Raw genomic sequence first — 24,506 nt, forward strand, 5'->3', positions numbered from 1 at the left:
ACGCTGGAAAGGTCCCGGATCCTGCGAAGCAGGATCCGGGCAGGCTTTTGCGACGACGAATGCGGAACGGCGAACCGGGCGCGGCTTCAGCCGCGCTTGCGCGTCGCGCCCAGCGCGCCAATCAGCACCACGCCCACCAACGCCAGCGCGAGCTTGTCGCCGAAGCGGGCGTAGGGCGTGAGGCCGGCCATGCCCTGCACGCTGACGGGCAGCACGCCCGGCTGCATCGGTGCCAGTTGCGCGGCGACATGGCCCTTGGCGTCGATCGCGGCGGTGATGCCGGTGTTGGTGGCGGTCAGCATGGGGCGCGCCGTCTCGATGGTGCGCAGCCGGCCGATCTGCAGATGCTGGCGCAGCGCCCAGGAATCGCCGAACCAGCCCAGGTTGCTGACGTTCACCAGGATGGTCGCGCCGGGTTCGCCCTGCGGGCCGGACTGCAACGCCGGCAGCAGGTCCGGACCGAACAGGTCTTCGTAGCAGATGTTGAAGGCCACGTGCTGGCCGCCCACGGCGAAGGGCGTCTGCCGCTCAGCGCCACGGTCGAAGTCGCCCAGCGGGATGTTGAGCATGTCGACGAACCAGTGGAAGCCCGGTGGCACGTATTCACCCCAGGGCACCAGGTGGCGCTTGTCGTAGCGCATGGCGGTCGAGCCGGCGAGCAACTGCTCGACCGGCGTGGCGCCGTCGAAGCCGATCACGCTGTTGGTGTAGCGTTCGCGTCCACCCACTACGTCCAGCAGCGGCGAGCCCATGGCGATGACGCTGTTCTGCCGCGCGGCGATGGCGCGCCAGGCTTCCCAGACGCGCGGGTCGAGCTGGTTCTGGAACACCGGCATCACGGTTTCGGGCAGGATGGTCAGCTGCGGCGCCGGTTCGCCCGGCATGGGCGGCAGCGCCGCCAGTTCCAGATGGCGGCGCAGGCTCTGGTCCAGCAGCGCGGGATCGAATTTCTGAGACTGTTCGATGTTGCCCTGGATCAGGCGCACGTTCAGCGGCTCGCCGAAAGGACGCGACCAGTCGATGCGGGCCAGCAGCCAGCCGGCTGCAGCCAGCGCCAGCGCGAGACCGGCGGCCAGCGCGCGCCGGCCGTCCAGCGGGGTCTTGCGCGAGGGTTGCCACAGCGTGGCGATGGCCGCCGCGGCGAAGGCCGCCAGGAAGGCCATGCCGTGCACGCCCAGCAGCGGCGCCCAGCCGGCCAGCGGGCTGTCTACATGGGCATAGCCGATATTCAGCCAGGGGAAGCCGGTGAACAGCACCGCGCGCACCCATTCGAAGCCGGCCCACAGGGCGGCCCAGGTCAGCGCGCCCGTCAGCGCGCCCGTCAGCGCGCGGGCGGGCCGCGAGTCCGGTGCCAGCGGCGCGTAGCGGCGCGCCAGCGCGCAGGCCGATGCAGGGAAGATGGCCAGGAAGGCCGACAGCAGCAGCACGGCGGCCGCCGCCAGCGGCGCCGCCAGTTCGCCGTAGCGGTGCAGGCTGATGAAGATCCAGTACAGGCCCAGCGCGTAGGTGGCGAAGCTGAACAGCCAGCCGCGCGCCCAGGATAGGCGCGCCGACGGCGCATACAACGTCACGCGCGCGGCCACGGCCAGCGCCAGCACCTGGGTGATGGCCAGGGCCCAACCGGGCAGCGGGCCGGGAGCGAATGTCAGGGCGTGCGCCGCGCCGGCCAGTGTCAGGCCGGCCGCGCCGCGCAGGAGTCGGCCGCGCGGGGTGGGGCTCATGCGTCGGCGGGATTGGCGGAGGAGGGAGACCCGGCCAGGCGTCGCACGCGCAGCCAGAGGGCGCGGCGGGCATCGCCGCGGGCGACCTCGATGCGCAGTCCGTCGATTTCGGCGTGGTCGCCGCGGCGCGGGATGCGGCCCAGGCGGCCGCCCATCCAGCCGCCGACGCTGTCGTATTCGTCGTCCGGCAGCTTGCTGCCGAACACGTCGTTGAAGTGCGAGATCTCGGTGGCCGCGCGCACGCGCCACTGGTTCTCGCCCTCGGGGAAGATGGAATCTTCCTCGGTCTCGTCGAATTCGTCCTCGATGTCGCCGACGATCTGCTCCAGCACGTCTTCCATGGTGACCAGGCCGGAGATGCCGCCGTGTTCGTCGATGACGATGGCCTGGTGGTTGCGGCTGACGCGGAATTCACGCAGCAGCACGTTCAGGCGCTTGGATTCGGGAATGAAGACCGCCGGGCGGACCAGCGAGCGCACCTCGATGCCGGGTTCCAGCATGCAGCGCAGCAGGTCCTTGGCCAGCAGGATGCCGATGATGTTGTCGCGGTCGCCTTCGTAGACGGGAAAGCGCGAGTGGGCGGTCTCGATGACCGAGGCGACCAGGTACGGGATGGGCTGGGTGACGTCCAGCAGGTCCATGCGCGAGCGCGGCACCATGATGTCGGCCACGATGCCCTCGGACACGGCCAGCGCGCCCCGGATCATCTGGTACGACTCGGCGTCCAGCAGGGCGCGTTCGTGGGCGGCTTCCAGGACGGCCTTGATGCCTTCGCGGTCCTCGGGCTCTCGGCGCACGAGGGAAAGCAGGCGGTCCATCAGGGATTTGGTTGCGGGTTTTGCGGTGCGAGCAGGCGTCGCGTCGGGAGCAGGATAAGGGTCAGACATCGTCCGGGATGGACAAGTTAGGGAAGGCCCAGCATAACCGAAAGTCGATGCCAACTTGTAACGGCGCGGCCCAAAATGGGGCGAATCCACGTCATCTGCGCCGTGTCAGCGTTTATTTGCAGCGATATTTCAGGGTTGACCCGTAGACGCCCGGCCGGGAGGATCCGGCGCGGGCGGTAGGCGGTGCGGGCGACGGGCGGGGCGGGCGTCAGTCCGCCTGGTAGGGATCCATGATGCCCATGCCCGCCAGCGTGGCGGTTTCCAGCGCTTCCATGCGCTTGGCGTCGCGGGCCTTGACGTGGTCGTAGCCGAGCGCGTGCAGCACGCCGTGCAGGGTCAGGTGGGCGGCGTGGTGCAGGAAGTCCTTGCGCTGCTCGCGCGCCTCGCGCGCCAGCACCGGCACGCAGATCACGATATCGCCCCGGGCCACGCCCAGCGGGTCGACCCCGTATTCGAAGGTCAGCACGTTGGTGGCGTAGTCGCGGCCACGGAAATCGCGGTTCAGGCGCTTGCCTTCGGCCGCGCCGACCAGGCGCAGGCTCAGTTCGGCGGCGCTGAAGTCGACCAGGCCGTCTTCGGCAGCCGCCGCCAGCGCGCGCTCGGCCCAGCGGCGCAGGCGCCAGCGCGGCAGGCGCGGCTCGTCGGCCGCGTACTGGACGGAAAGGGACAGGTCAGGCGTCATGTTCTGCGGCACGGTCGTAGGCGTCCACGATGCGGGCCACCAGCGGGTGGCGCACGACGTCGCGGCTGGTGAAGCGGGTGGTGGCGATGCCCTGCACGTCGTGCAGTACCTTGACCGCGTGGGCCAGGCCGCTGTCCTGGCCGCGCGGCAGGTCGACCTGCGACGGATCGCCGGTGATGACCGCCTTGCTGCCGAAGCCGATGCGTGTCAGGAACATCTTCATCTGCTCGGGCGTGGTGTTCTGGGCCTCGTCCAGGATGATGAAGGCGTGGTTCAGCGTGCGGCCGCGCATGTAGGCCAGCGGCGCGATCTCGATGGTCTGCTTCTCGAACAGGCGCTGCACCTTGTCGAAGCCCATCAGGTCGTAGAGCGCGTCGTACAGCGGGCGCAGGTACGGATCCACCTTCTGGGCCAGGTCGCCGGGCAGGAAGCCCAGGCGCTCGCCAGCCTCGACGGCGGGGCGGGTCAGCACCAGCCGCTGCACCGTGTCACGCTCCATGGCGTCGATGGCGCAGGCCACGGCCAGCCAGGTCTTGCCGGTGCCGGCCGGGCCCACGCCGAAGGTGATGTCGTGCTTGAGGATGTTGTTCAGGTAGTCGCGCTGGCGCGCGGTGCGCGGGCGCAGGTCGCTGCGGCGGGTGCGTAGCGCGATGCCGTCGCTTTCATCGTCCAGCGATGGCAGCTCGGCGGCCTCCTGCGCCGGTTCCTCGCGCAGCTTCTCGTCCTGGCGGCCGACGCCGATTTCCACCAGGCCCAGCTGGATGTCGTCCACCGTCAGGGCGCGGTGCACGGCCTGTTCGTGGAAGCGGCGCAGGACGCGGCCGGCCAGCTCGGCGGCTTCGCCCTCGATGGTGACGCGGCTGCCCCGGCGCGAGAGCTTGACGCTCATGCCGTCGGCCAGCTGCCTCAGGTTTTCGTCCAGGGGGCCGCAGAGATTGGCCAGGTGGGTGTTGTCGCCGTCCAGGTTGACGACGGTGGGCATGCTGCGCCGGGCGCGTGAGCGGGCTTGGGTCATTCGGTCCCTTGGGCGTCGCGGTCCACGTCGGCGACCCGGGCGCGCAGCGAATTGGTGTGCGCGTCGGTGATGATGACGTCGACCATCTGGCCGATGAGCCGCGCGGGCGCGGCGAAATTGACGATGCGGTTGTTCTCGGTGCGGCCCATGAGTTCGTTGGGATCGCGCCGCGACGGGCCTTCCACCAGCAGGCGCTGGCGCGTGCCGATCATGCCGCGGGCGATGGCGGCGGCCTGCTCGTTGATCAGCGCCTGCAGGCGCTGCAGCCTGCGCAGCTTGACGTCCTGCGGCGTGTCGTCGCTCAGGTCGGCCGCCGGCGTGCCGGGACGGCGCGAGTAGACAAAGGAGAAGGACGTGTCGAAGCCCACGTCCTCGATCAGCTTCATGGTCTTTTCGAAGTCTTCCTCGGTCTCGCCGGGGAAGCCGACGATGAAGTCGGACGACAGCGTCAGGTTCGGCCGGGCGGCGCGCAGGCGGCGCACCACGGACTTGAACTCCAGCGTGGTGTAGCCGCGCTTCATGGCGGCCAGCACGCGGTCGCTGCCGGCCTGCACCGGCAGGTGCAGGAAGGACACCAGCTTGGGCAGGCGCGCGTAGGCGTCCATCATGCGCTGGGTCATTTCCTTGGGGTGCGAGGTGGTGTAGCGGATGCGCTCGATGCCGGGGATCTCGTGGACGTACTCCAGCAGCATGGCGAAGTCGGCGATCTCGCCGCTGTCGCCCATGGCGCCGCGGTAGGCGTTGACGTTCTGGCCCAGCAGCGTCACTTCCTTGACGCCCTGGTCGGCCAGGTCGGCCACTTCCATCAGCACGTCGTCGAACGGGCGCGAGACTTCCTCGCCGCGCGTGTAGGGCACCACGCAGAAGCTGCAATACTTGCTACAGCCTTCCATGATGGAGACGAAGGCGGTGGCGCCGTCCACGCGCGGCGGCGGCATGGCGTCGAATTTCTCGATTTCCGGGAAGCTGATGTCCACCTGCGAGCGGCCCTCGGCGCGGCGGCGCTCGATCAGGTCGGGCAGGCGGTGCAGCGTCTGCGGGCCGAACACCACGTCCACGTAAGGCGCGCGTTTGACGATGGCCTCGCCTTCCTGGCTGGCCACGCAGCCGCCCACGCCGATCACCAGATTGGGGTTGAGCTTCTTCAGGTGCTGCACGCGGCCCAGGTCGGAAAAGACCTTTTCCTGGGCCTTCTCGCGCACCGAACAGGTGTTGAACAGGATGACGTCGGCTTCTTCCGGATTTTCCGTCAGTTCCAGTTCCTGGTCGCCGCGCAGCACGTCGGCCATCTTGTCCGAGTCGTACTCGTTCATCTGGCAGCCGAAAGTGCGGATATAGAGCTTGCGGGGAGCGCCGGCAACGGGGGCGGGCGGGATGGCGGCATTGGCGCCGTCGTGCGCGGCGTCCGCGCGCTTGAGGGTGGTTTCTTGCATGATGGTCGCCGTGACGGGTGTAGATCCCGGGGGCTGCTGTGGGAGAAACCGGGAATTTTACCTCTTGCGCCCAATTGCTTCTTGGAGCCGCGGCCCGCCGCCGTTACGATAGGCGCTCTCCAAAAACGGCCATTCCAATAATGTTTCTCGTTTCAGCAGGGCGCGCATGACTTCCAATCCGCTACCGCCGCCCGCCGCCGTTTCCGCCGCCGCGCGGCAAACGGCATACGATTCGATGCGCAGCCCGTTTTCGTCGCCTCGCTGGCTGGCGGCGGGCGTGGTCCTGGCCCTGTTGGCGGGCGCCAGCGCGCTGTGGCTCGATCTGCCGCTGGCCACCTGGCTGCGCGGGCATGTGAGTCCTGGCGTCGACACGGCCTTTGCCTGGATCGGCTACCTGGGCGACAGCGGCAAGTATGTGGTTGTTGGCCTGGCGTTCTATATCGTCGGACTGCTGGGCGCCGCTCGCGGCTGGCCCAATCCGCTGCGCATGCGCTACGAGAGCATGACGCGCGGCAGCCTGCTGCTGCTGTCCACCATGGCCGTGGGCGGCCTGGTGGTGTTGCTGCTGAAGCGCGGCGTGGCGCGCGCCTGGCCCGAGCTGTATTTCGAGAAGGGCATTTACGGCATGGGCGAGGCCTTCTCGCGCGCGCAGCTGTTCAATTCCTTTCCGTCCAGCCACACCTACGCGGCGTTTTCCGTGGCCGTGGTGCTGGGCATCCTGGCGCCGCGCTGGCGCTGGGCCTTCCTGTCGCTGGCCGCGCTGGTCGCCGTCAGCCGCCTGGTCAACCTGGACCACTACCTGTCCGACGTGATGACCGCCGCCGGCATCGCCTTCGCCGTGGCGCACTGGCTGGCGCCGCGCGTGCTGGGCAGCAAGTACCAATGGCCGCTGCGCATGCCGTGGCGGTGGTGGCGGCGCGGCTGAACCGCCTGACCCAGCCCGCCGTCGCGGGCTGGATGAGCGCGTGGCAGCGGGCGGGCGCGTCAGCGGAACTGGATCGCCACGCGCCGGTTGCTGCGGCTCTTCTTTTCGATCTTGACCACCGCCACCGGGCCGATCTCGCCGGTGTTGGCGACATGGGTGCCGCCACAGGGCTGGCGGTCCACGCCCGGGATCTCGATGATGCGGATGCGTTCGGCGGCGGGCGGCGCCGCGCCGATGGTGCGCACCAGGTCGGGCTGCGCCGCCAGTTCCTCGGGCGAGATGCTGTTGACGGTGACGGGCGTGCCGGCCTCGATCAGCGCGTTCAGGCGGGCGGTCAGATCGTCCTTGTCGAGCGTGGACTCCGGCAGGTCGAAATCGATGCGCGCCGAATCGGGGGAAATGCTGCAGCCGGTCACGGGCGCCGGCACCAGCGCGCCCAGCAGGTGCAGACAGGTGTGCAGGCGCATCAGTCGATGCCGGCGTGGCCAGTCCAGCTCCACGGCGACGCGGTCGCCGACCCGAGGCGTTGGGCCCTCTTCCAGTACGTGCAGGATGCGCCGGCGGTCGTCGGCGTAGACGGTGTCCGTCAAGGCCAGCGTGCGGCCGTCAGATAGCGTCACCAGGCCGGTGTCGCCGGCCTGTCCGCCGCTGCGCGCATAGCAGACCGTCTCGTCAAGCTCGATGCCTTCCGGGTGGATGGCGATCACGGTGGCGTCGCAGCGGGCCAGGTAGGGGTCTTCGTCGAACCGCTTGCGGGTATGAGTCATGGGGGCTCCTCGGTTTGTGATGGGGCCGGGCCGGCTGGCGGGCAGCCCTGCGGGGCCGCGCGCGGGCCGCCTCAGGCCAGCGTTCTTGCGCCGCTGGCGGTGGTGAAGCTCGCGCTCAGGCGCGGCGGGCCGTCGGCCTGCTCGATGTCGATCAGGCCGTCCGCGCCCAGCCAGTCCAGCCCTTGGCGCAGCAGCGCCGCGCGCGGGTGGCTGCCGCTCAGGCGCAGCAGCGTCAGGCCGCTGTCCGGCAGGCTGACGCCGGGATGGGCCGGCACGTCCCACTGGATCAGCGTGGGCAGCAGGCCGTCGCCGGCGCTCTGGCCCGCCTCGCGCCAGGCGGGCAGGCTGCCGTCGTCCGGCACGGTGAGGCGCCAGCGCAATTCGCCGCGGGTCATGGGAATGGCGGGCGCGATGCGCTCGGGGTGACGGGCCTGCCACGCACTCAGGTCGTCCGGCAGCGCGACGCGCGCCGCCCAGTGCGCCAGGAACGGACCGCCGCGCAGCCGTTCGCGCATGGCCGGCTCGTCCAGGCCGAACCAGCGCGGTCGCTCCGGCGGGGCGGCATCGGGATCGATGGCGATGACTTCCAGGTACATGCCGCCCGCCATGCCCAGCACCCGGTTGTGCGTGCCCATGCGGGGATGCGCGCCGCCGCGCGCGGGCTCCACGCCCAGCAGGCTGGCGACATGGCGGGCGCCGCTGTCCAGGTCCGGGGCGGCGACGACGATGTGATCGATGACGAGTTTCATGGGGGCTATGGTAGCGAATGCGGGCGGGGTTCGGCCCGGTACAGCGGGGCGGCGCGCGGCGGTACAGTGGCGGCGCAAGCGCCCGTCAGGCGATGACGCAGATTCCGGCAGGGTCGGAGCGGCGTGCGTGGCGGACCCGGATTTCCACGCGCTGGTCCAGGGCAACCAGGGCCAGCATGAGCCGTTCCAGCGAGATGTTCAGCAGCTTGTAGCGGCGGATCTGCGAGACCTTGGGCTGGGACATGCCGGTCAAGGCGGACGTTTCCACCTGGGTCAGGCCGCGCCGGTCGATCAGGTCGTTGATCTTGACCGCCAGCTGGACCTTGGCGCTCAGGTCGGCCGCGTCTTCGAATCCCAGGTCGAACAGGACGTTGGCGGTGCCGGTATGGGATGTCATGGTTTGCTCCGGTTGGATGTATACGAGGCCAGGACCTGCTTCAGGCGCCTTTCGATCAGCGCGATCTCGGGCTTGGGCGTGGCAGTACCTGTCTTGGACTGCTTCGGAACGCGTGCAGCACATGCACGGCATCGCCCAGGCGCACCACATAGACGGCGCGATACGCGTTGCCGAGGTGGTCGTCCACGAGTTCGTGGACGCCCGGCCCCAACCCTTTCCACGGTTTGGCGGCGTAGGGCATGCGGCCCAGCTGCACGACGTAGAGCCACACGCCCATGTTCCTTTGGACTGCAAGCGGGAATGCCTTGAAATCCTTCTTGGCGCTTCCTGTCCAGTACAGCGGTTTGGGTAGGTCAATTTCCATCAATATACCTGTTCAGATATAGAAATCAAGAGGAAGAATTTCGATATCGCAAGGTATTCCCTGTATTGGCGGCCGGGCTATCCGTACAAGCCGAAGGGACAGGCGCAGCCTGCTCATGGCGCTCTTGCCATGCAGGCGCCGTGCTTCAGTTGCCATCTTCCCTGGCGTGTCGGTGGGGCGCTCAAAGAGTCTCGCCGCGCGCTCGCCCGTCTTGCCGCAGGGCTCCCGTCTTAAAATGCGGGGATCACTCCAGATGATGTAGCCCTGCTACGATCAGCCCACCCACGGGAACCTTTTCACTCCGTATCCATGTTGGAAACCCATGAACGAGCAGGCCGGCATTCCCGTTTCAGCTGGGACCGAGTCCTACAAGGGCAGGTTCTTTCTCGTTGATCCAGGCCTCAGGGGCAATGGCGAGGTTTCAGGGCTGGAGTTTGCGAACGAAGACGCACTGATCCACCCGGGCATGAATATTGTCGAGCGACCGACTGGCGAATCCGATCAGTACCCCGAGCGGCCACATCTGGTGCACATGCCGGAGAAAGGGGGGCTGCCGCGCGATTTTGAAGTGCTGGCGGGCATCTGGGTTGTCTCCGAGGCAGTCAGACAGGTATTCCTGCGTGTAGACCCCGAAGCATTCGCATTCGTCTCATGCGACTTCACCCTTGCCGACGGCTCCCCCGGTCCCCGTTACTACCTCTGCAATGTGCTGCGCACGCTGAATGCCCTGGACGAAGCCCGATCGCGGGTGAAGATCAAGCTTGACCACGATCACCAGACTGGCCAGGACGTCAAGCTGTACAGCGTGGTGGGTGGAGCGAGTCTGATCTTCAAGGCAGACGCCGTGGCAAATGCCCACATCTTTCGCCAGGAGCGCTTGGGGGCTTCTCCTGTCTGCGACCGGGTGATGTCCGATGCCCTGGTTGCGGCGAAGTTGGACGGTGTCCGGCTGCGTGACGTGGCGGAGCTCTAAAAAAAACCCGCCACGAGGGCGGGTTCTTATGCGGACGGACGGCGCGATCAGGCGACTTCGCCTTCCTCGCCTTCCTTCTTGACCGGCTTGACCAGGTCTTCGCGCTTGACGCCCATCCACATGGCCAGCGCGGCGGCGACGAACACCGACGAGTAGATGCCGAACCAGATGCCGATGGTCAGGGCCATGGCGAAGTAGTGCAGGGTGGGGCCGCCGAAGAACAGCATGGCCAGCACCATCATCTGCGTGGAACCGTGGGTGATGATGGTCCGCGAGATGGTCTGGGTGATGGCGCTGTTGATGACTTCGTGCACGTCCGCCTTGCGGTACTTGCGGAAGTTCTCGCGGATCCGGTCCATGATGACCACGGATTCGTTCACCGAGTAGCCCAGCACCGCCAGCACGCCGGCCAGCACCGAGAGCGAGAATTCCCACTGGAAGAAGGCGAAGAAGCCCAGGATGATCACCACGTCGTGCAGGTTGGCGATCACGCCGGCGACGGCGAACTTCCATTCGAAGCGGAAGCCCAGGTAGATCACGATGCCCAGCACCACGACCAGCAGGGCCATGAGGCCGTTGTGCAGCAGTTCCTGGCCGACCTGCGGGCCGACGAACTCGACCCGGCGCAGCTCGACGCCGGCGTCGGCCGCCTTGAGCGCGGACATGACGGTTTCGCTCTGCGTGGCCGAGGTCTGGCCTTCCTGCAGGGGCAGGCGGATCATCACGTCGTGCGAGGTGCCGAAGTTCTGCACCTGGAAGTCGGTGTAGCCGAGCTTGGAGACGACGCCGCGCACGCTTTCCAGCTGCGCGGTCTGGGCGTAGCTGACTTCCATGACCGTGCCGCCGGTGAATTCGATCGACAGGTGGAAGCCGCGCGTGAGGATGAAGAAGACAGCCGCCACGAAGGTGACGAGGCTGATGACGTTCAGCACCAGCGCGTGGCGCATGAACGGGATGGTGCGGTGGATCCGGAAAAATTCCATGGTTGGCCTTGGGCTCTATCTGTGGCGGGTGGTCGGGGCCGCCCGCGCTGTTCAGTTCGTCTTGGGTTTCCAGACCTCGCCGATGGAGATCGAGGTGAGCTTCTTCTTGCGGCCGTACCAGAGGTTGGCCAGCGCGCGCACGCCCACGACCGACGAGAACATCGAGGTCAGGATGCCCAGGCAGTGCACCACGGCGAAGCCCCGGATCGGACCCGAGCCGAAGGCCAGCAGCGCCAGGCCCACGATCAGGGTGGTCAGGTTGGAGTCCAGGATGGTGCCCCACGCGCGCTCGAAGCCATGGTGGATGGCCTGTTGCGGACTGGCGCCGGCGCGCAGCTCTTCCCGTATGCGCTCGTTGATCAGCACGTTCGAGTCGATCGCCATGCCCAGCGTCAGCGCGATGGCCGCGATGCCCGGCAGGGTCAGCGTGGCCTGCAGCATGGACAAGAGGGCCAGCAGCAGCAGCACGTTGAACGTCAGGCCGATGGTCGAGAACACGCCGAACAGGTGGTAGTACAGGATGATGAACGCGGCGATCGCCAGGAAGCCGTACAGCGTCGAGTAGAAGCCCTTGGCGATGTTGTCGGCGCCCAGGCTCGGGCCGATGGTGCGTTCCTCGATGATGGACATCGGCGCGGCCAGCGCGCCTGCGCGCAGCAGCAGGGCGGTGTCGGCTGCTTCCTCGGACGACATGCTGCCCGAGATCTGTACCTGGCCGCCGGCGATCTCGCCACGGATGACCGGCGCGGTGACCACTTCGCCCTTGCCGTTCTCGAACAGCAGGATGGCCATGCGCTTGTTGACGTTGTCGCGGGTGACATCGCGGAAGATGCGGGCGCCCTTGGCGTCCAGCGTCAGGTGCACGGCGGCCTGCTGGGTCTGCGAGTCGCGGCCCGGCTGGGCGTCCTGCAGGTTCTCGCCGGTCAGGATGACCTGACGGCGGACCAGGATGCCACGGCCGTCGCGGTCGTTGTAGCGTTCCAGGCCGAACGGCACGGAACCGCCCAGCAGCGCGGCCTGCGCGGCGGGGGAATCGTCGACCATGCGGATTTCGAGGGTGGCGGTGCGGCCCAGCAGTTCCTTGGCCTTGGCCACGTCCTGCACGCCGGGCAGCTGCACCACGATGCGGTCGTTGCCCTGCTGCTGGATGACCGGTTCGGCCACGCCCAGCTCGTTGATGCGGTTGTGCAGGGTGTTGATGTTCTGCTTGAGCGCGGAATCCTGCACGCGGGTGACGGCGGCCGGGTTCAGGGCGCCGATCAGCAGCTGCTTGCCGTTTTCCTCGCGCTCGGTGAATTCCAGGTCGGGCAGGCGGCTGCGCAGCGTTGAGATGGCGCGGTCGCGGTCCTGCGTGTCGTTGAAGGTGGCGGCCACGCCCATGCCGGAGCGTTCCACGCCGGCCACGTTGACCTTCTGGTCGCGCAGCACGGAGCGCACGTCGGCGGCCAGCGAGTCATAGCGGGCGGTCAGGGCGCCCTGCATGTCCACCTGCAGCAGGAAGTGCACGCCGCCGCGCAGGTCCAGGCCCAGGTACATGGGCTTGGGGGCGAACCAGCCCAGCGCGCGCATCCAGGGCGGCGAGGCGGGCAGCAGGTTCAGCGCCACGGTGTACTGCGGGTCGCCGGAGACGGTGTTCAGGGATTTGTCGATCAGGTCGCGCGCCTGCAACTGCAGGTCGGTCGAGGTGAAGCGGGCGCGCACGGTGCCGAGCGTGCCGTTCTGTTCGAAATAGACCCCTTCGTTGGGGATCTTGGCGTCGGTCAGGATCTGCTCGACCCGGCTCAGCATGGCGGGCTCGACCTTGACGGTGGCCTTGGCGCTGGAAACCTGGACGGCAGGCGATTCGCCGTAGAAATTGGGAAGCGTATACAGCAGGCCTATGACGACCGCCACCAGGACCGTTATGTATTTCCAGAGGGGATAGCGGTTCATTGCCGGCTACTTCATGTCAGGGTGAAAGGGTCCGCCCGGCGCGGGCGCCGGGCGGAGTCTGGCGTGGCGGCCGGACCTGCCGGCCCGGCGCAGCACCATGTGACTCTTACAGGGCCTTGATGGTTCCCTTGGGCAGCACGGCCGAGACCGACGACTTCTGCATGATGACTTCGACGGGCTTTTCGGCCAGTTCCGAGACTTCGACGGTGACGTAGCTGTCGTTGACCTTGGTGACCTTGCCCAGCATGCCGCCGGCGGTGACGACTTCGTCGCCCTTGGCCAGGGCGGCGATCAGATTGCGGTGCTCTTTCTGGCGCTTCATCTGGGGACGGATCATCAGGAAATAGAGGATCACGAACATCAGAATGATGGGCAGCATGCCCATGAGCGCGCCGCCCTCGGGCGCTGCGGCCTGGGCCATGACGAGGCTGGCGGTATCGATAGCGGACATGGAATTCTCCTGCGTGTTTGGTCTTTAGGGTTTGTTGAGTTCTTGGTTGCCGGCGCGCTTCGAGGCTGCGCCGCATGCGCTGTCCCCGCGCGAGCCTTGGACAGGGCAAGCCGACTATTGTATCTAGGTTCTGCGCGCGCTCCCGTGTCGCAGGCTGCCCCCGGCCCGCCGGGCAGGGCGGGATTCCGGGTTTTCCATGAGAGGCGGCCTGCGGCTTGGGCGGACGCTAGTCCACGCCGCGGGCGCGGTCGGCGGCGAACTGGGCGCGCCAGGCGTCGAAGCGGCCTTCGGCGATCGCCTCGCGCATTTCCTTCATGATAGTCAAATAGAAGTGCAGGTTGTGCAGCGTATTCAGGCGCGCGCCGGTGATCTCGTTGGCGCGCTGAAGATGATGCAGGTAGGCGCGCGAGAAATTCGAGCAGGTGTGGCAGGCGCAGCTGGGGTCCAGCGGACGGGTGTCGTCGCGGTGCTTGGCGTTGCGGATCTTGACGTCGCCGAAACGGGTGAACAGCCAGCCGTTGCGCGCATTGCGCGTCGGCATGACGCAGTCGAACATGTCCACGCCCCGCGACACGCCCTCGACCAGGTCTTCCGGCGTGCCCACGCCCATCAGGTAGCGCGGCGCCTGCGCCGGCAGCTTGGGCGTGACGTGCGCCAGGATGCGCATCATGTCTTCCTTGGGCTCGCCCACCGACAGGCCGCCGATGGCGTAGCCGTGGAAACCAATATCCTGCAGCCCGGCCAGCGACTCGTCGCGCAGCGATTCGTACATGCCGCCCTGAACGATGCCGAACAGCGCGTTGGGATTGCCCAGGCGGTCGAACTCGTCGCGCGAGCGCCGCGCCCAGCGCAGCGACATACGCATCGAGCGGGCCGCTTCCTCGACCGTGGCCGGACGGCCGTCGATCTCGTAGGGCGTGCATTCGTCGAACACCATCACGATGTCCGAGTTCAGCGAGCGCTGGATGCGCATCGATTCCTCGGGCGTCAGGAACAGGCGCGCGCCATCGATCGGCGAGGCGAACTTGACGCCTTCCTCGGTGATCTTGCGCATGCCTTGCAGGCTGAACACCTGGAAGCCGCCCGAGTCGGTGAGGATGGGTTTGTCCCACTGCATGAAGCCGTGCAGGCCGCCATGCTTTTCCATGACTTCCGTGCCCGGGCGCAGCCACAGGTGGAAGGTGTTGCCCAGCACGATCTGCGAGCCGATTTCCTTGAGCTCGTGCGGCAGCATGGCTTTGACGCTGCCGTAGGTGCCCACGGGCATGAAGATGGGCGTCTCGACCACGCCGTGGTTCAGCGTGATGCGGCCGCGGCGGGCGCCGCCGTCGGTGGCGAGCAGTTCGAAGTTCAGTCCGGTCATGGTTGTTGTGCTGGGGATTCGATGAACATGGCGTCGCCGTAGCTGAAGAAGCGGTAGCGCTGGGCCACCGCGTGGGCGTAGGCGCGGCGGATCGGCTCAACGCCGGCCAGCGCCGACACCAGCATCAGCAGGGTCGACTGGGGCAGGTGGAAGTTGGTGACCAGGGCGTCGACCACGCGGTACTGGTAACCCGGCGTGATGAACAGGCGCGTGTCGCCCTGGGCGGCGGCCAGCGGCATGCCGGGGGCCGCCGTGGCGGCGGTCTGCGCGGCGGCCGATTCCAGGGCGCGCACGCTGGTGGTGCCGACGGCGATCACGCGGCCGCCGCGCGCGCGAGCGGCGGCGATGGCGTCCACGGTGGCCTGCGGCACGGTGAACCATTCGGCGTGCATGATGTGGTCTTCCAGCCTGTCGACCCGCACCGGCTGGAAGGTGCCCGCGCCCACATGCAGCGTGACGAAGGCGCGTTCCACGCCCAGGGCGTCCAGCTGGCCCAGCGTGGCCTGGTCGAAGTGCAGGCCGGCGGTGGGCGCCGCGACGGCGCCCGGTTCGCGCGCGTACACCGTCTGGTAGCGGGCGTCGTCGCCGGCGTCGGCCTCGTGCGTGATGTAGGGCGGCAGCGGCGTGGCGCCGTGGGCGTCCAGCAGGTCCAGCACCGGACCGGAAAAGCGGATGTCGAACAGCTCGCCCTCGCGGCCCAGCACCACGGCGTCGAAGGCGTCGGCCAGGCGCAGTCCCATGCCGGGGCCGGGCGATTTGCTGGCGCGCACGTGGGCCAGGGCGCGGTCGGGCTCGGTGATGCGCTCGACCAGCACCTCGACCTTGCCGCCGGTGGTCTTGTGGCCGTTCAGCCGGGCCTTGATGACGCGGGTGTCGTTGAAGACCAGCAGGTCGCCAGGCCGCAGCAGGCCGGCCAGGTCGGCGAAGCGCCGGTCATGCAGCTGGCTGGCGCCATCCAGGTGCAGCAGCCGGCTGCCGGTGCGTTCGGCGGCGGGCGTCTGGGCGATGAGCTCGGGCGGCAGCTCGTAGTCGAAGTCGGAAACGGTGAGAGATCGGGTCACGCGGGCATCTGGCAGGAGAGGCCGGGCGGCGCGGGCCGCCGGCGGGGCCGTTCGTCATGGAATCGGCCGGGAAGGCCGGCCGGGTCGTACCGGGCAGGCCTGAGGCAACTCGCTATTGTAAAGGCAGGCCGGCCGGCGGGCTGCGCCCGCTGCCGGGCCGCCTGTCAGGCGTGCCGGTCGTGGGCGCCGGTCAGGCCCGTCCGTCAGGCCTGCCAGCCCAGCCGGCGCGAGCAGTCGGCGGCGGCGGCCAGCAGCCCGCGCACCGGGGCGCCGTCGGGCGACAGGTCGAAGCCGCCGTGCAGCCCCAGGCTGGTGAGCGCGCCCGCCAGGCCGCCCTGGGCGTCGCGTACCGGCACGCTGACCGAATCGATGCCGTGCAGCAGATGGCCGCTGACCGTGGCGTAGCCGCGTTCGCGCGTGGCGTGCCAGTGCGCGCGCAGCGCCGCGGCGGGATCGGCCGGCGGCTTGGCCGCGTCCAGCAGCCAGGATGCGTCGGCGCCCTGGCGCAGCTGCGCGTCCCACTCGGCCAGGGCGCGGGGCAGGGCCAGGTCCTCGGGCAGCCAGGCGGCATAGACCCGGCCGGTGGCGCTGTTGAGCAGGGGCAGCACCGAGCCGACCCGCACGTTCACGGTCACGGGCAGGCGCGCGTCGCGCCACTGCACGATGGTGGGGCCGTGCTGGCCCCAGATGGAGATGAACACGGTCTGGCCGATGGCGCCGCTCAGCGCGTCCAGGCCGTCCGCCGCCAGCTTGACGAAATCGACCTCGGCCAGGGCGGCCAGCCCGGTGTGCAGCGCCTGCGGGCCCAGGCGGTAGCGGGCGCTGGCGGGGTCCTGTTCGACATAGCCGCGCCGTTCCAGCGAGACCAGGTAGCGATGGACCTTGGCGCGCGGCATGTCCAGGCTGCGGCCCAGTTCGGACACGGATTGCGCGCCGCCCAGCTCGGCCAGGCGGGTCAGGACGTCCAGCGCGATTTCCGCGGACTGGATGCCGGTGCTGCTGTCTGTTGACATGTGGATGTCTCTTATTAGAATACGCGTATCACTAAAAAATACATCAGCCGGTCACGGCGGACAATCCGGAGACAAACATGAAGATGTCCATTTTCTCGGTCCAGGACCATTACCCCTCGGCGCCGCGCAGCCTGGGGCAGCTCTACGGCCAGGTGCTGGAACAGGCGCGCCAGGCCGAGCGCCTGGGCTACGACACGTTCTGGGTGGCCGAGCACCACTTCCATGAATATGGCGCCGTGCCCAATCCGGCCGTGTTCCTGGCGGCGCTGTCGCAGCAGACGCGCCGGCTGCGCCTGGGCACGGCGATTTCCATCCTGACCTTCCACAACCCGCTGACGGTGGCGGAAAACTATGCCCTGGTGGACCAGCTTTCGCAAGGAAGGCTGTCGCTGGGCGTGGGCTCGGGCTATCTGAAGCATGAATTCGAGGGCTACGACGTCGATCCCGCCATCAAGCGCGAGCGCTTCGACGAGAACCTGATGCTGGTCGAGCGCCTGCTGGCCGGCGAGCGCGTCACGCACGAAAGCCGCCACAACACCATCCGCGGCGTGCAGATCAATGTGCAGCCGGTGCAGCAGCCGGTGCCGGTCTACGTGGCCATCCTGCGCCGCGAGGCCGCCTATCACGTGGGCCGCCAGGGGCGCCGCATGCTGTTCGTGCCCTACGCGGCGGTGGACAGCTTCGAGGAAATCGGCCTGATGATGCAGGACTACCGGCGCGGGCTGGCCGAGGCGGGCATCGAGGACGCGTCCGGCATGGCGGCGGTGGCGCTGCATACCCATGTCGCCCAGACCGACGCGCTGGCGCGCGAGCGCGCCGCCAGCGCCTTCGATCTGTACGTGGATACGCGCTTGTACGCGCGCAAGCAGGTCTACGCCGACATCATCGCCAGCGGCCTGTCGCTGTTCGGTTCGCCGCGCACGGTGGCCGACAAGCTGGCGCGGCTGGCGGACATGGGCCTGGACCACGTCATGAGCCTGCACAACTTCGGCCTGCTGTCCCAGGACCTGGTGCTCGATTCCATGCGCGGCCTGATGGAAGAGGCCATGCCGCTGTCCGGCGTGGCGTCAGCCGTCGCCCAACCCGCCTGAGCCGGCGGCCAGCCACGGAGCGTCCGATGAGCGACTGCCTGGATCTGAGCCCGGCCCGCATGCGCCAGGCGCTGGGCCGCTACGCCACCGGCGTCACGGTGGTGACCGCCGCGGGCGCGCAGGGGCCGATCGGCATGACCGTGAATTCCTTCGCCTCGGTCTCGCTGGATCCGCCGCTGGTGCTGTGGAGCCTGCGCCGCGCCAGCCTGCTGCATGCCGAGTTCGTCGCCCGGCCGGCCTTCGCGGTGCATGTGCTGGGCGCCAGCCATCGCCATCTGGCGCGGGCGTTCGCGCAGACGGCCGAGGACCGCTACGCCGGGCTGGACTGGTATCCGGCCCATGACGGCCTGCCGGTATTCGACGACTGCGTGGCGCGCTTCGAATGCGCCACCCGCCAGGTGCTGGACGCCGGCGACCACGCCATCCTGATCGGCGAGGTCCTGCGCCTGCACCTGTACGACGACGAGGCCGGCGCGCTGGTGTTCTGCAACGGCGCGTTCTCGACGCACGGAGGCGTGCCCGCCTGAACCCTTACCCGCCGCAGGGGGCCGGCACATCCCGAAAACAAGGCCCCCGACCCCAAAGGAGATCGCGTATGAGCCCACGTTGCACCCTGAACGCCGCCCTGATGCTCGCGCTGACGGCCGGCCTGCTTGCCGGGGGCGCCGCGCCCGTGCAGGCGCAAGTGAAGATCGGCGCCACCTTGTCCGCCACCGGGCCGCAGGCCTCGCTGGGCATTCCCGAACGCAACACCGTGAGCCTGTTGCCCGCCGAGATCGGCGGAGCGAAGGTCGAATACGTGGTGCTGGACGACGCCTCGGATCCGACCCGCGCCGTCAGCAATTCGCACAAGCTGATCTCCGAGAACAAGGTCGACCTGATCATCGGCTCCAGCACCACGCCCAATACGATGGCGATGCTGGACACGGTGGCCGCGGGCGCCACCCCGGTGATCACGCTGGCGTCCTCGGCCCGGTTGATTGAGCCGATGGACGACAAGCGGCGCTGGGTGTTCAAGACGCCGCATTCCGATTCGCTGATGGCCGAGGGCATCGCGCGCCATGCCGCCGCCCAGGGCGTGAAGAAACTGGCGTTCATCGGCTTCAACAATGCGCTGGGCGAGACTTTCTGGGTGGAAGTCGAGAAGGCGGCCAAGAAGCACGGCATCGAGCTGGTGGGCAAGGAGAGCTTCGCGCCCACGGACACCTCGGCCGTGGCGCAGACCCTCAAGCTGGTTGGGGCGGCGCCGGACGCGGTGGTGGTGGGGGCGTCCGGCACGCCGGCCGCGATGCCGGCCCGGGCGCTGCGCGAGCGCGGCTACCAGGGCAAGATCTATTTCAACCACGGCGTGGCCAACAACGACTTCCTGCGCGTATGCGGCGCGGCCTGCGAAGGCGCCTGGGTGCCGGTGGGGCCGGTGATGGTGGCCGGCCTGCTGCCCGACAGCCATCCGGTCAAGGCCAGCGCCCAGTCCTTCGCCGCCAAGTACGAGGCCGTTCATGGCGCGGGCAGCGTGTCCCTGTTCGCCGCTTACACCTGGGACGTGGGGCTGTTGCTGCAACAGGCCGTGCCCGTGGCGCTGAAGGCGGCCAAGCCGGGCACGCCCGAATTCCGCGCGGCGCTGCGCGACGCGCTGGAAAATGTGAAAAACCTGCCCACGGCCACCGGCGTGGTCAATATGAGCCCGGCCGACCACAACGGCCTGGACGAGCGCGCTCTGGTCATGGCGACGGTTGCGGGCGGCAAGTGGCGGGTGGAGTAGAGGAAGGAGGGCGGCCGGCGACCAGCCGGCGGGCCGATTCCAGGGCCGGCCGGGCGCTTGCATGCCCCGCCCTGCGCCCGCAAGCGCTCCAGGTTTTGTATGCTCTCGGTTTTGCCGGATAAGCATTCAGGTGGTCGGGGCATGACGGGATACAACAGGGCGGTGGCGGGAACGGGCCGGTTCAGGCGGTGGCTGGCGGGCGGACTGCTGGCCCTGGCCGGCGGCGTGGCCTGCGCCCAGGTGCCCGGCCTGCCGCCGGCCGTGGTCAAGGCCTGGAAGGAAACCAAGCTGCCGGACAGCGCCCTGTCCCTGGTGGTGCAGGAGGTGGGCGGCCCGCGCCTGGTGGCGCTCAACGCCAAGGAAGCGCGCAATCCGGCCTCGGTCATGAAGCTGGTGACCACCTGGGCGGCCTTGTCCGAGCTGGGGCCCAACTACGTCTGGCGCACCGAATTCATGACCGAGCCGGGCGCCCGGCCCGACGCCAAGGGCGCGCTGTCCGGCCCGCTGTACCTGCGCGCCGGCGGCGATCCGCAGTTCCTGATGCAGGATCTCTGGGTGCTGCTGCGCGAGCTGCGCCTGCGCGGCGTCAAGCAGATCAACGATCTGGTGATCGACCGCAGCATCTTCGGTCAGGTGGGCACCGATCCCGGCGCCTTCGACGGCGCGCCCGACCGCGCCTACAACGCCAGCCCGGACGCGCTCATGGTGGGATTCGGCGCCGTGCGTCTGATGTTCCTGCCCGACGCCGCAGCCCACAAGTGGGTGCCGCTGATCGATCCGCCGCTGCCCGGCCTGAAAATCGAGGGCAAGGTGGAATGGACCGAGGCGCGCTGTCCCGGCGCGCCCGTGGTCTCGACCGAGCCACTCATCACCCAGCAGGGCGTGACCCTGCGCGTCAGCGGCAAGGTGGCGGGTTCCTGCGGCGAGTTCAGCCTGTACCGCCTGGCGCTGTCGCAGCCCGACTACGCCACCGAGGTGTTCCGCATGCTGTGGCGCGAACTGGGCGGCACCTTCAAGGGCCAGGTCCGCACGGGCATGGTGCCGGGCGACGCCGTGGTGCTGGCCTCTCACGACTCGCCCACGCTGGCCGAGGTCATCCGCCAGATCAACAAGCGCAGCAACAACGTCATGGCGCGCACGCTGCTGTTGACGCTGGGCGCCGAGCGCGGCCGCAAGCCGGCCACCGTGGCCAGCAGCGAGGCCGTGGCCAAGAGCCTGCTGGCGCGCCAGGGCCTGGATATGCCGGAACTGGTCATCGACAACGGCGCCGGCCTGTCGCGCGAGGCGCGCGTGTCCGCCGACAGCCTGGCGTCCATGCTGACCGTGGCCTGGAATTCGCCGGTCATGCCGGAGTACATTTCGTCCCTCGCCATCGCCGGCGTGGACGGCACCGTGCGCCGCCGCCTCAAGGGCGACGGCACCCAGGGCATGGCCCACCTGAAGACCGGCTCGCTGCGTGACGTTCGTTCCATCGCCGGTTACGTGCTGGGCGCCAGCGGCAAGCGCTACGTGCTGGTCAGCATGGTCAACCACGAGCAGGCCGGCTCGGTGCGCGCCTTCGACGACGCGCTCATCGCCTGGCTGGCCGAACAATAGAGCATGGTCCATGCCGGCTCCGCCGGGGCGGTCTTTTCCACCCTGGGCGGTGCGGCGATAAAAAATCCCGCAAACCGATTACGATTCTCTGGCGCGGTATCCGAGGCCGACGGCGCACAAGCGCCGCGTCGCCCGCCGCCGCGCCTGAGGCGAACAACCCCGACTCTCAATAATCTGGAGATTTACGCACATGCCCGTGCACGAAATCCGTCACCCGCTGATCCGCCACAAGCTCGGGATCATGCGCCGCGCCGACCTCAGCACCAAGAGCTTCCGTGAACTGTCGCAGGAAGTGGGCGCCTTGCTCACCTACGAGGCGTCCAAGGACCTGCCGCTGGCGCCCGCCACCGTCGAGGGCTGGTGTGGCCAGGTCCAGGTCGAGAAGATCGCCGGCAAGAAAGTCACCGTGGTGCCCATCCTGCGCGCCGGCATCGGCATGCTGGACGGCGTGCTGAGCCTGATCCCCGGCGCCAAGGTCAGCGTGGTGGGCGTGGCCCGCAACGAGGAAACGCTGGAAGCCCATACCTACCTGGAACGCCTGGTCGGCGAGCTGGACCAGCGCCTGGCGCTGATCGTCGATCCCATGCTGGCCACCGGCGGCTCCATGGTCGCCGCCATCGACCTGCTGAAGAAGGCGGGCTGCAAGGAAATCCGCGCGCTGGTGCTGGTGGCCGCGCCGGTGGGCATCGACGCCGTGCTGGCCAAGCACCCGGACGTGCACATCTACACGGCGTCCATCGACGACCACCTGAACGAGCACGGCTACATCGTGCCGGGCCTGGGCGACGCTGGCGACCGCATCTTCGGCACGACCCAGAAGACCGACTGACGGCAATTGGCCGCCGGAAGCGCCGCGCGCTTCCAGCGCGGCGGCCTCAGGCGGCCAGGCGCTGCGGCTGGCCGCCGCCATGGCCGCCATCGATGTGGCTGCCGAACCATTGCAGGCGGGACGCCAGTCCCGCCACCTCGCCCACGATGAGCAGGGCGGGAGAGCTGATGTCGTGCGCCCGCGCCAGTTCGGGCAGATCCTTCAAGCCGCCGGACAGCACGCGCTGTTCCGGGCGGCTGCCGTTCTCGATCAGCGCGAACGGCGTGTCCGGCGCGCGGCCGTGCGAGATCAGCCGGCGGCTGAGCGCGTCCAGCTGGCCCACGCCCATGTAGAACGCCAGCGTCTGCTTCTCGCGGGCCAGCGCGGGCCAATCCAGGTTGTCTTCGTCGTCGCGGCAGTGGGCTGTCACCAGCCGCACCGACTGTGCGTGCTCGCGGTGCGTCAGCGGAATGCCGGCGTAGGCGGCGCAGGCCAGCGCCGCCGTGATGCCGGGCACCACTTCATAGCGCACGCCGTGCTCGCGCAGATATTCCAGTTCCTCGCCGCCCCGTCCGAAGATGAAGGCGTCGCCGCCCTTGAGCCGCACCACGCGGCGTCCGGCTCGCGCATGCTCGACCAGCAGCGCGTGGATGCGGGCCTGGGTGGCATGATGGTCTTCGCCGGGCTGCTTGCCCACCGACACGCGCTGCGCGTCGCGCCGTGCCAGGGCCATGATGTCGTCGCTGACCAGGCGGTCGTACAGGATCACGTCGGCCTCGTTCAGCGCCCGCAGCGCCTTGAGCGTCAAGAGGCCCGGGTCTCCCGGTCCGGCGCCCACCAGCACCACGCTGCCCTCGGCGGGACGCAGGGGCTGGTCCAGGGCGGCGGCCAGCGCGGCCTCGGCCTGGTCCGGGCGCTGCTGGCGCAACAGTCCGGCCACGGGGCCGTCCAGCAGCCAGTCGTAGAAGCGGCGCCGGGCGCCCAGGTCGGGGTGGCCGGCGCGGATGCGCTGACGGTAGCGCTCGGCCAGTCCGGCCAGCTGGCCCAGGGTGTGGTCGAACAGCGATTCGATGCGTTCGCGCAGGCGGCGGGCCAGCACCGGGGCCACGCCCGAGGACGAGATCGCCACGATCACCGGCGAGCGGTCCACGATGGACGGCACCTGGAACGAGGACAGCGCCGGATCGTCCACCACATTGCAGAACAGGCGGCGGGCCTCGGCGGCCTCGGACACCTCGCGGTTGACGCCGGTGTCGTCGGTGGCGGCCACGACCAGCCAGACGGCGTCCAGCCAGGCGGGGTCGAACCGGCCCGGATGGTGACGGATGCGGCCGTCGGCGGCCAGTGCGGCCAGGGCGGGCGTCAGCTCGGGCGCGCCCACGGTCACGGCGGCGCCCGCTTCGAGCAGCGCCAGCGTCTTGCGTTCGGCAACGGCGCCGCCGCCCACGACCAGCGCGGGGCGGCCGTTCAGATCGGCGAACAGGGGAAAGAGCTTCATGGAATAAACCCGCTCCGGGCTGGCCCGGAAAATGTCAGTCGATCATAGGGATGGGGTTTCATCCCCACAACTTTTGATTTATTGAATCCATATATCCAGAACTTATTAACGCTCAGCCCGGACCCAGCCATTGACTGAACTCAACGACTTCGCGCGCCACCTCGCCCAGGCGCTTCTGGGCCTGCATGGCGCGTTCGCGCAACAGCCGGTGGGCTTCGTCCTCGGATATTGAGCGGGTCTGCATCAGGATGCCCTTGGCTTTTTCCACCCATTGCCTGTCCGCCAGCCGAAGCTTGGCTTCGCGCAGCGCTTCGCGCCGGGACTTCTCCACGGCGAAGCGTTCGATCGCCACGGTCAGCAGGCTTTCGATGCGGGCGGCGGGCACGTCCCCGACCACATAGGCGGCCACGCCCGCCTGCAAGGCCTCGCGGATGGCCGCGCGCGTGCCGTCGCCGGTGAACATCACCACCGGCCGGTCGCTGTGCACGCTGGCCACACAGACATATTCCAGCGTGTCGCGACCGGGCGCGTCGCTGTCGATCAGCACCACGTCGGGAGCGGCGTCTTCGATCGCGGCCGCCAGATCGATGTCCGGCGCGGCCTCGGCCACGACGCGCACGCCCGCGGCCGCCAGCGTCTGCCGCAGCGACGCCGCGCGTCCCTCGCCATCGTTGAGCAGCATGACTTTCAGCATGGGGCTTTCGATCCTGGAAATCCGGATACCGGTGATCATGCAATTTCCATGCCATGGCGCGGCGCGCGCGACCGCCGCGCGCCGCGCACAAGCGCGGGGCATGGCGCGCACAGGCTTGGTGCGTCGGCGCACGTTGCTGCGCCTCTGGGGGCGTCCGCGGGGCGGCGGTCCACGCCCGCGCCGATCGGCCGCCCAGCCAGTATCCATGCGGTATCACGGACCCCGCGACGGTCCGAGCCGGGTGTGCGCGGGGAGCTGGCACGGCGCTTGCTTGTGGAGTAGTGGCGGCCAACGGCGGTCGCCCACGCTGAACGCCGCGCATTCGCGGCCAGGGACAACGA

At 68.8% G+C, this 24,506-nt stretch carries 24 protein-coding genes; 7 read left to right on the plus strand and 17 right to left on the minus strand.

The window, feature by feature from the left end:
* Positions 1–86: 86 nt before the first annotated feature.
* From lnt to miaB, 5 genes are all read right to left on the minus strand, one after another.
* Complete coding sequence (gene lnt, locus AC6LJ9_RS16365; RefSeq protein WP_498148377.1) at positions 87–1,721, minus strand: apolipoprotein N-acyltransferase; 1,635 nt, start codon at positions 1,719–1,721, stop codon at positions 87–89.
* On the minus strand, positions 1,718–2,608 hold the full coding sequence (locus tag AC6LJ9_RS16370; RefSeq protein WP_212320423.1) for a CorC family transporter: 891 nt from the start codon (positions 2,606–2,608) through the stop codon (positions 1,718–1,720). The genes lnt and AC6LJ9_RS16370 overlap by 4 nt, the downstream gene beginning before the upstream one ends.
* Before the next feature lie 208 nt (positions 2,609–2,816).
* Complete coding sequence (gene ybeY, locus AC6LJ9_RS16375; RefSeq protein ID WP_392409146.1) at positions 2,817–3,290, minus strand: rRNA maturation RNase YbeY; 474 nt, start codon at positions 3,288–3,290, stop codon at positions 2,817–2,819.
* Positions 3,280–4,305: a PhoH family protein gene (locus AC6LJ9_RS16380; RefSeq protein WP_212318533.1), complete on the minus strand. Its 1,026-nt coding sequence runs from the start codon at positions 4,303–4,305 to the stop codon at positions 3,280–3,282. The genes ybeY and AC6LJ9_RS16380 overlap by 11 nt, the downstream gene beginning before the upstream one ends.
* Entirely contained in the window at positions 4,302–5,738 is a 1,437-nt protein-coding gene (miaB, locus tag AC6LJ9_RS16385) for a tRNA (N6-isopentenyl adenosine(37)-C2)-methylthiotransferase MiaB (protein WP_212318537.1), read from the minus strand. Before miaB ends, AC6LJ9_RS16380 begins: the two co-directional genes overlap by 4 nt.
* Positions 5,739–5,904: 166 nt before the next feature.
* On the opposite strand from miaB, the gene AC6LJ9_RS16390 reads away from it, so the two are divergent.
* The gene (locus AC6LJ9_RS16390) at positions 5,905–6,663 is read left to right on the plus strand and encodes a phosphatase PAP2 family protein (protein ID WP_498148378.1); all 759 of its coding nucleotides are present in this window, start codon (positions 5,905–5,907) and stop codon (positions 6,661–6,663) included.
* Positions 6,664–6,722: 59 nt separating this feature from the next.
* Here the strand turns inward: AC6LJ9_RS16390 and AC6LJ9_RS16395 are convergent, their stop codons facing one another.
* From AC6LJ9_RS16395 to AC6LJ9_RS16410, 4 genes are all read right to left on the minus strand, one after another.
* The gene (locus AC6LJ9_RS16395) at positions 6,723–7,430 is read right to left on the minus strand and encodes an alanyl-tRNA editing protein (protein ID WP_498148379.1); all 708 of its coding nucleotides are present in this window, start codon (positions 7,428–7,430) and stop codon (positions 6,723–6,725) included.
* Positions 7,431–7,501: 71 nt separating this feature from the next.
* Positions 7,502–8,179, minus strand: coding sequence for a VOC family protein (locus AC6LJ9_RS16400; RefSeq protein WP_498148380.1), 678 nt, complete (start codon positions 8,177–8,179; stop codon positions 7,502–7,504).
* An 85-nt stretch (positions 8,180–8,264) separates the two neighbouring features.
* Complete coding sequence (locus AC6LJ9_RS16405; RefSeq protein WP_498148381.1) at positions 8,265–8,576, minus strand: helix-turn-helix domain-containing protein; 312 nt, start codon at positions 8,574–8,576, stop codon at positions 8,265–8,267.
* A gap of 55 nt (positions 8,577–8,631) precedes the next feature.
* Positions 8,632–8,940, minus strand: a complete 309-nt coding sequence (locus AC6LJ9_RS16410) for a type II toxin-antitoxin system RelE/ParE family toxin (protein ID WP_498148382.1) — start codon at positions 8,938–8,940, stop codon at positions 8,632–8,634.
* 322 nt (positions 8,941–9,262) lie between these two features.
* Between AC6LJ9_RS16410 and AC6LJ9_RS16415 the strand changes: the two genes are divergently transcribed.
* A complete protein-coding gene (locus AC6LJ9_RS16415; RefSeq protein WP_498148383.1) occupies positions 9,263–9,913 on the plus strand; it encodes an imm11 family protein in 651 nt (216 codons plus the stop codon).
* A 47-nt stretch (positions 9,914–9,960) separates the two neighbouring features.
* Here the strand turns inward: AC6LJ9_RS16415 and secF are convergent, their stop codons facing one another.
* The 6 genes from secF to AC6LJ9_RS16445 form a co-directional block, all read right to left on the minus strand.
* Positions 9,961–10,896, minus strand: coding sequence for a protein translocase subunit SecF (gene secF / locus AC6LJ9_RS16420; RefSeq protein ID WP_498148384.1), 936 nt, complete (start codon positions 10,894–10,896; stop codon positions 9,961–9,963).
* Between the two features lie 51 nt (positions 10,897–10,947).
* On the minus strand, positions 10,948–12,828 hold the full coding sequence (gene secD / locus AC6LJ9_RS16425) for a protein translocase subunit SecD (RefSeq protein WP_212318560.1): 1,881 nt from the start codon (positions 12,826–12,828) through the stop codon (positions 10,948–10,950).
* A gap of 106 nt (positions 12,829–12,934) precedes the next feature.
* Complete coding sequence (gene yajC / locus AC6LJ9_RS16430) at positions 12,935–13,279, minus strand: preprotein translocase subunit YajC (protein WP_212318562.1); 345 nt, start codon at positions 13,277–13,279, stop codon at positions 12,935–12,937.
* A gap of 226 nt (positions 13,280–13,505) precedes the next feature.
* Positions 13,506–14,642 (minus strand): tRNA guanosine(34) transglycosylase Tgt, encoded by a 1,137-nt coding sequence (gene tgt / locus AC6LJ9_RS16435; RefSeq protein WP_498148385.1) that lies wholly within the window; start codon positions 14,640–14,642, stop codon positions 13,506–13,508.
* Positions 14,639–15,703: a tRNA preQ1(34) S-adenosylmethionine ribosyltransferase-isomerase QueA gene (gene queA / locus AC6LJ9_RS16440; protein WP_498148386.1), complete on the minus strand. Its 1,065-nt coding sequence runs from the start codon at positions 15,701–15,703 to the stop codon at positions 14,639–14,641. The genes tgt and queA overlap by 4 nt, the downstream gene beginning before the upstream one ends.
* Positions 15,704–15,906: 203 nt before the next feature.
* The gene (locus AC6LJ9_RS16445) at positions 15,907–16,716 is read right to left on the minus strand and encodes an IclR family transcriptional regulator (protein WP_498148387.1); all 810 of its coding nucleotides are present in this window, start codon (positions 16,714–16,716) and stop codon (positions 15,907–15,909) included.
* A 77-nt stretch (positions 16,717–16,793) separates the two neighbouring features.
* On the opposite strand from AC6LJ9_RS16445, the gene AC6LJ9_RS16450 reads away from it, so the two are divergent.
* The 5 genes from AC6LJ9_RS16450 to upp all read left to right on the plus strand — a co-directional run bounded on the left by AC6LJ9_RS16450 (position 16,794) and on the right by upp (position 21,994).
* Positions 16,794–17,807 carry an LLM class flavin-dependent oxidoreductase gene (locus AC6LJ9_RS16450; RefSeq protein ID WP_498148388.1) on the plus strand — a complete coding sequence of 338 codons (1,014 nt, stop codon included), beginning with the start codon at positions 16,794–16,796 and terminating at the stop codon, positions 17,805–17,807.
* A 26-nt stretch (positions 17,808–17,833) separates the two neighbouring features.
* Positions 17,834–18,334, plus strand: a complete 501-nt coding sequence (locus AC6LJ9_RS16455; protein ID WP_498148389.1) for a flavin reductase family protein — start codon at positions 17,834–17,836, stop codon at positions 18,332–18,334.
* A gap of 68 nt (positions 18,335–18,402) precedes the next feature.
* Positions 18,403–19,569, plus strand: coding sequence for an ABC transporter substrate-binding protein (locus tag AC6LJ9_RS16460; protein ID WP_498148390.1), 1,167 nt, complete (start codon positions 18,403–18,405; stop codon positions 19,567–19,569).
* 141 nt (positions 19,570–19,710) lie between these two features.
* Positions 19,711–21,165, plus strand: coding sequence for a D-alanyl-D-alanine carboxypeptidase/D-alanyl-D-alanine endopeptidase (gene dacB, locus AC6LJ9_RS16465; protein WP_498148391.1), 1,455 nt, complete (start codon positions 19,711–19,713; stop codon positions 21,163–21,165).
* Positions 21,166–21,355: 190 nt separating this feature from the next.
* The gene (gene upp / locus AC6LJ9_RS16470) at positions 21,356–21,994 is read left to right on the plus strand and encodes a uracil phosphoribosyltransferase (RefSeq protein WP_103275867.1); all 639 of its coding nucleotides are present in this window, start codon (positions 21,356–21,358) and stop codon (positions 21,992–21,994) included.
* 46 nt (positions 21,995–22,040) lie between these two features.
* Here the strand turns inward: upp and cysG are convergent, their stop codons facing one another.
* Together cysG and AC6LJ9_RS16480 are read right to left on the minus strand one after the other, a co-directional pair.
* Positions 22,041–23,471 (minus strand): siroheme synthase CysG, encoded by a 1,431-nt coding sequence (gene cysG, locus AC6LJ9_RS16475; protein WP_498148392.1) that lies wholly within the window; start codon positions 23,469–23,471, stop codon positions 22,041–22,043.
* A 112-nt stretch (positions 23,472–23,583) separates the two neighbouring features.
* Positions 23,584–24,204 carry an ANTAR domain-containing response regulator gene (locus tag AC6LJ9_RS16480; protein WP_498148393.1) on the minus strand — a complete coding sequence of 207 codons (621 nt, stop codon included), beginning with the start codon at positions 24,202–24,204 and terminating at the stop codon, positions 23,584–23,586.
* Between the last annotated feature and the right edge of the window lie 302 nt (positions 24,205–24,506).

Source organism: Achromobacter sp. 1011811831, assembly GCF_059760905.1.

Bases quoted from the DNA above. Each gene is read 5' to 3' on its own strand.
- lnt (WP_498148377.1), bottom strand. From the start codon at position 1,721: ATGAGCCCCACCCCGCGCGGCCGACTCCTGCGCGGCGCGGCCGGCCTG.
- AC6LJ9_RS16370 (WP_212320423.1), bottom strand. From the start codon at position 2,608: ATGTCTGACCCTTATCCTGCTCCCGACGCGACGCCTGCTCGCACCGCA.
- ybeY (WP_392409146.1), bottom strand. From the start codon at position 3,290: ATGACGCCTGACCTGTCCCTTTCCGTCCAGTACGCGGCCGACGAGCCG.
- AC6LJ9_RS16380 (WP_212318533.1), bottom strand. From the start codon at position 4,305: ATGACCCAAGCCCGCTCACGCGCCCGGCGCAGCATGCCCACCGTCGTC.
- miaB (WP_212318537.1), bottom strand. From the start codon at position 5,738: ATGCAAGAAACCACCCTCAAGCGCGCGGACGCCGCGCACGACGGCGCC.
- AC6LJ9_RS16390 (WP_498148378.1), top strand. From the start codon at position 5,905: ATGACTTCCAATCCGCTACCGCCGCCCGCCGCCGTTTCCGCCGCCGCG.
- AC6LJ9_RS16395 (WP_498148379.1), bottom strand. From the start codon at position 7,430: ATGACTCATACCCGCAAGCGGTTCGACGAAGACCCCTACCTGGCCCGC.
- AC6LJ9_RS16400 (WP_498148380.1), bottom strand. From the start codon at position 8,179: ATGAAACTCGTCATCGATCACATCGTCGTCGCCGCCCCGGACCTGGAC.
- AC6LJ9_RS16405 (WP_498148381.1), bottom strand. From the start codon at position 8,576: ATGACATCCCATACCGGCACCGCCAACGTCCTGTTCGACCTGGGATTC.
- AC6LJ9_RS16410 (WP_498148382.1), bottom strand. From the start codon at position 8,940: ATGGAAATTGACCTACCCAAACCGCTGTACTGGACAGGAAGCGCCAAG.
- AC6LJ9_RS16415 (WP_498148383.1), top strand. From the start codon at position 9,263: ATGAACGAGCAGGCCGGCATTCCCGTTTCAGCTGGGACCGAGTCCTAC.
- secF (WP_498148384.1), bottom strand. From the start codon at position 10,896: ATGGAATTTTTCCGGATCCACCGCACCATCCCGTTCATGCGCCACGCG.
- secD (WP_212318560.1), bottom strand. From the start codon at position 12,828: ATGAACCGCTATCCCCTCTGGAAATACATAACGGTCCTGGTGGCGGTC.
- yajC (WP_212318562.1), bottom strand. From the start codon at position 13,279: ATGTCCGCTATCGATACCGCCAGCCTCGTCATGGCCCAGGCCGCAGCG.
- tgt (WP_498148385.1), bottom strand. From the start codon at position 14,642: ATGACCGGACTGAACTTCGAACTGCTCGCCACCGACGGCGGCGCCCGC.
- AC6LJ9_RS16445 (WP_498148387.1), bottom strand. From the start codon at position 16,716: ATGTCAACAGACAGCAGCACCGGCATCCAGTCCGCGGAAATCGCGCTG.
- AC6LJ9_RS16450 (WP_498148388.1), top strand. From the start codon at position 16,794: ATGAAGATGTCCATTTTCTCGGTCCAGGACCATTACCCCTCGGCGCCG.
- AC6LJ9_RS16455 (WP_498148389.1), top strand. From the start codon at position 17,834: ATGAGCGACTGCCTGGATCTGAGCCCGGCCCGCATGCGCCAGGCGCTG.
- AC6LJ9_RS16460 (WP_498148390.1), top strand. From the start codon at position 18,403: ATGAGCCCACGTTGCACCCTGAACGCCGCCCTGATGCTCGCGCTGACG.
- dacB (WP_498148391.1), top strand. From the start codon at position 19,711: ATGACGGGATACAACAGGGCGGTGGCGGGAACGGGCCGGTTCAGGCGG.
- upp (WP_103275867.1), top strand. From the start codon at position 21,356: ATGCCCGTGCACGAAATCCGTCACCCGCTGATCCGCCACAAGCTCGGG.
- cysG (WP_498148392.1), bottom strand. From the start codon at position 23,471: ATGAAGCTCTTTCCCCTGTTCGCCGATCTGAACGGCCGCCCCGCGCTG.
- AC6LJ9_RS16480 (WP_498148393.1), bottom strand. From the start codon at position 24,204: ATGATCACCGGTATCCGGATTTCCAGGATCGAAAGCCCCATGCTGAAA.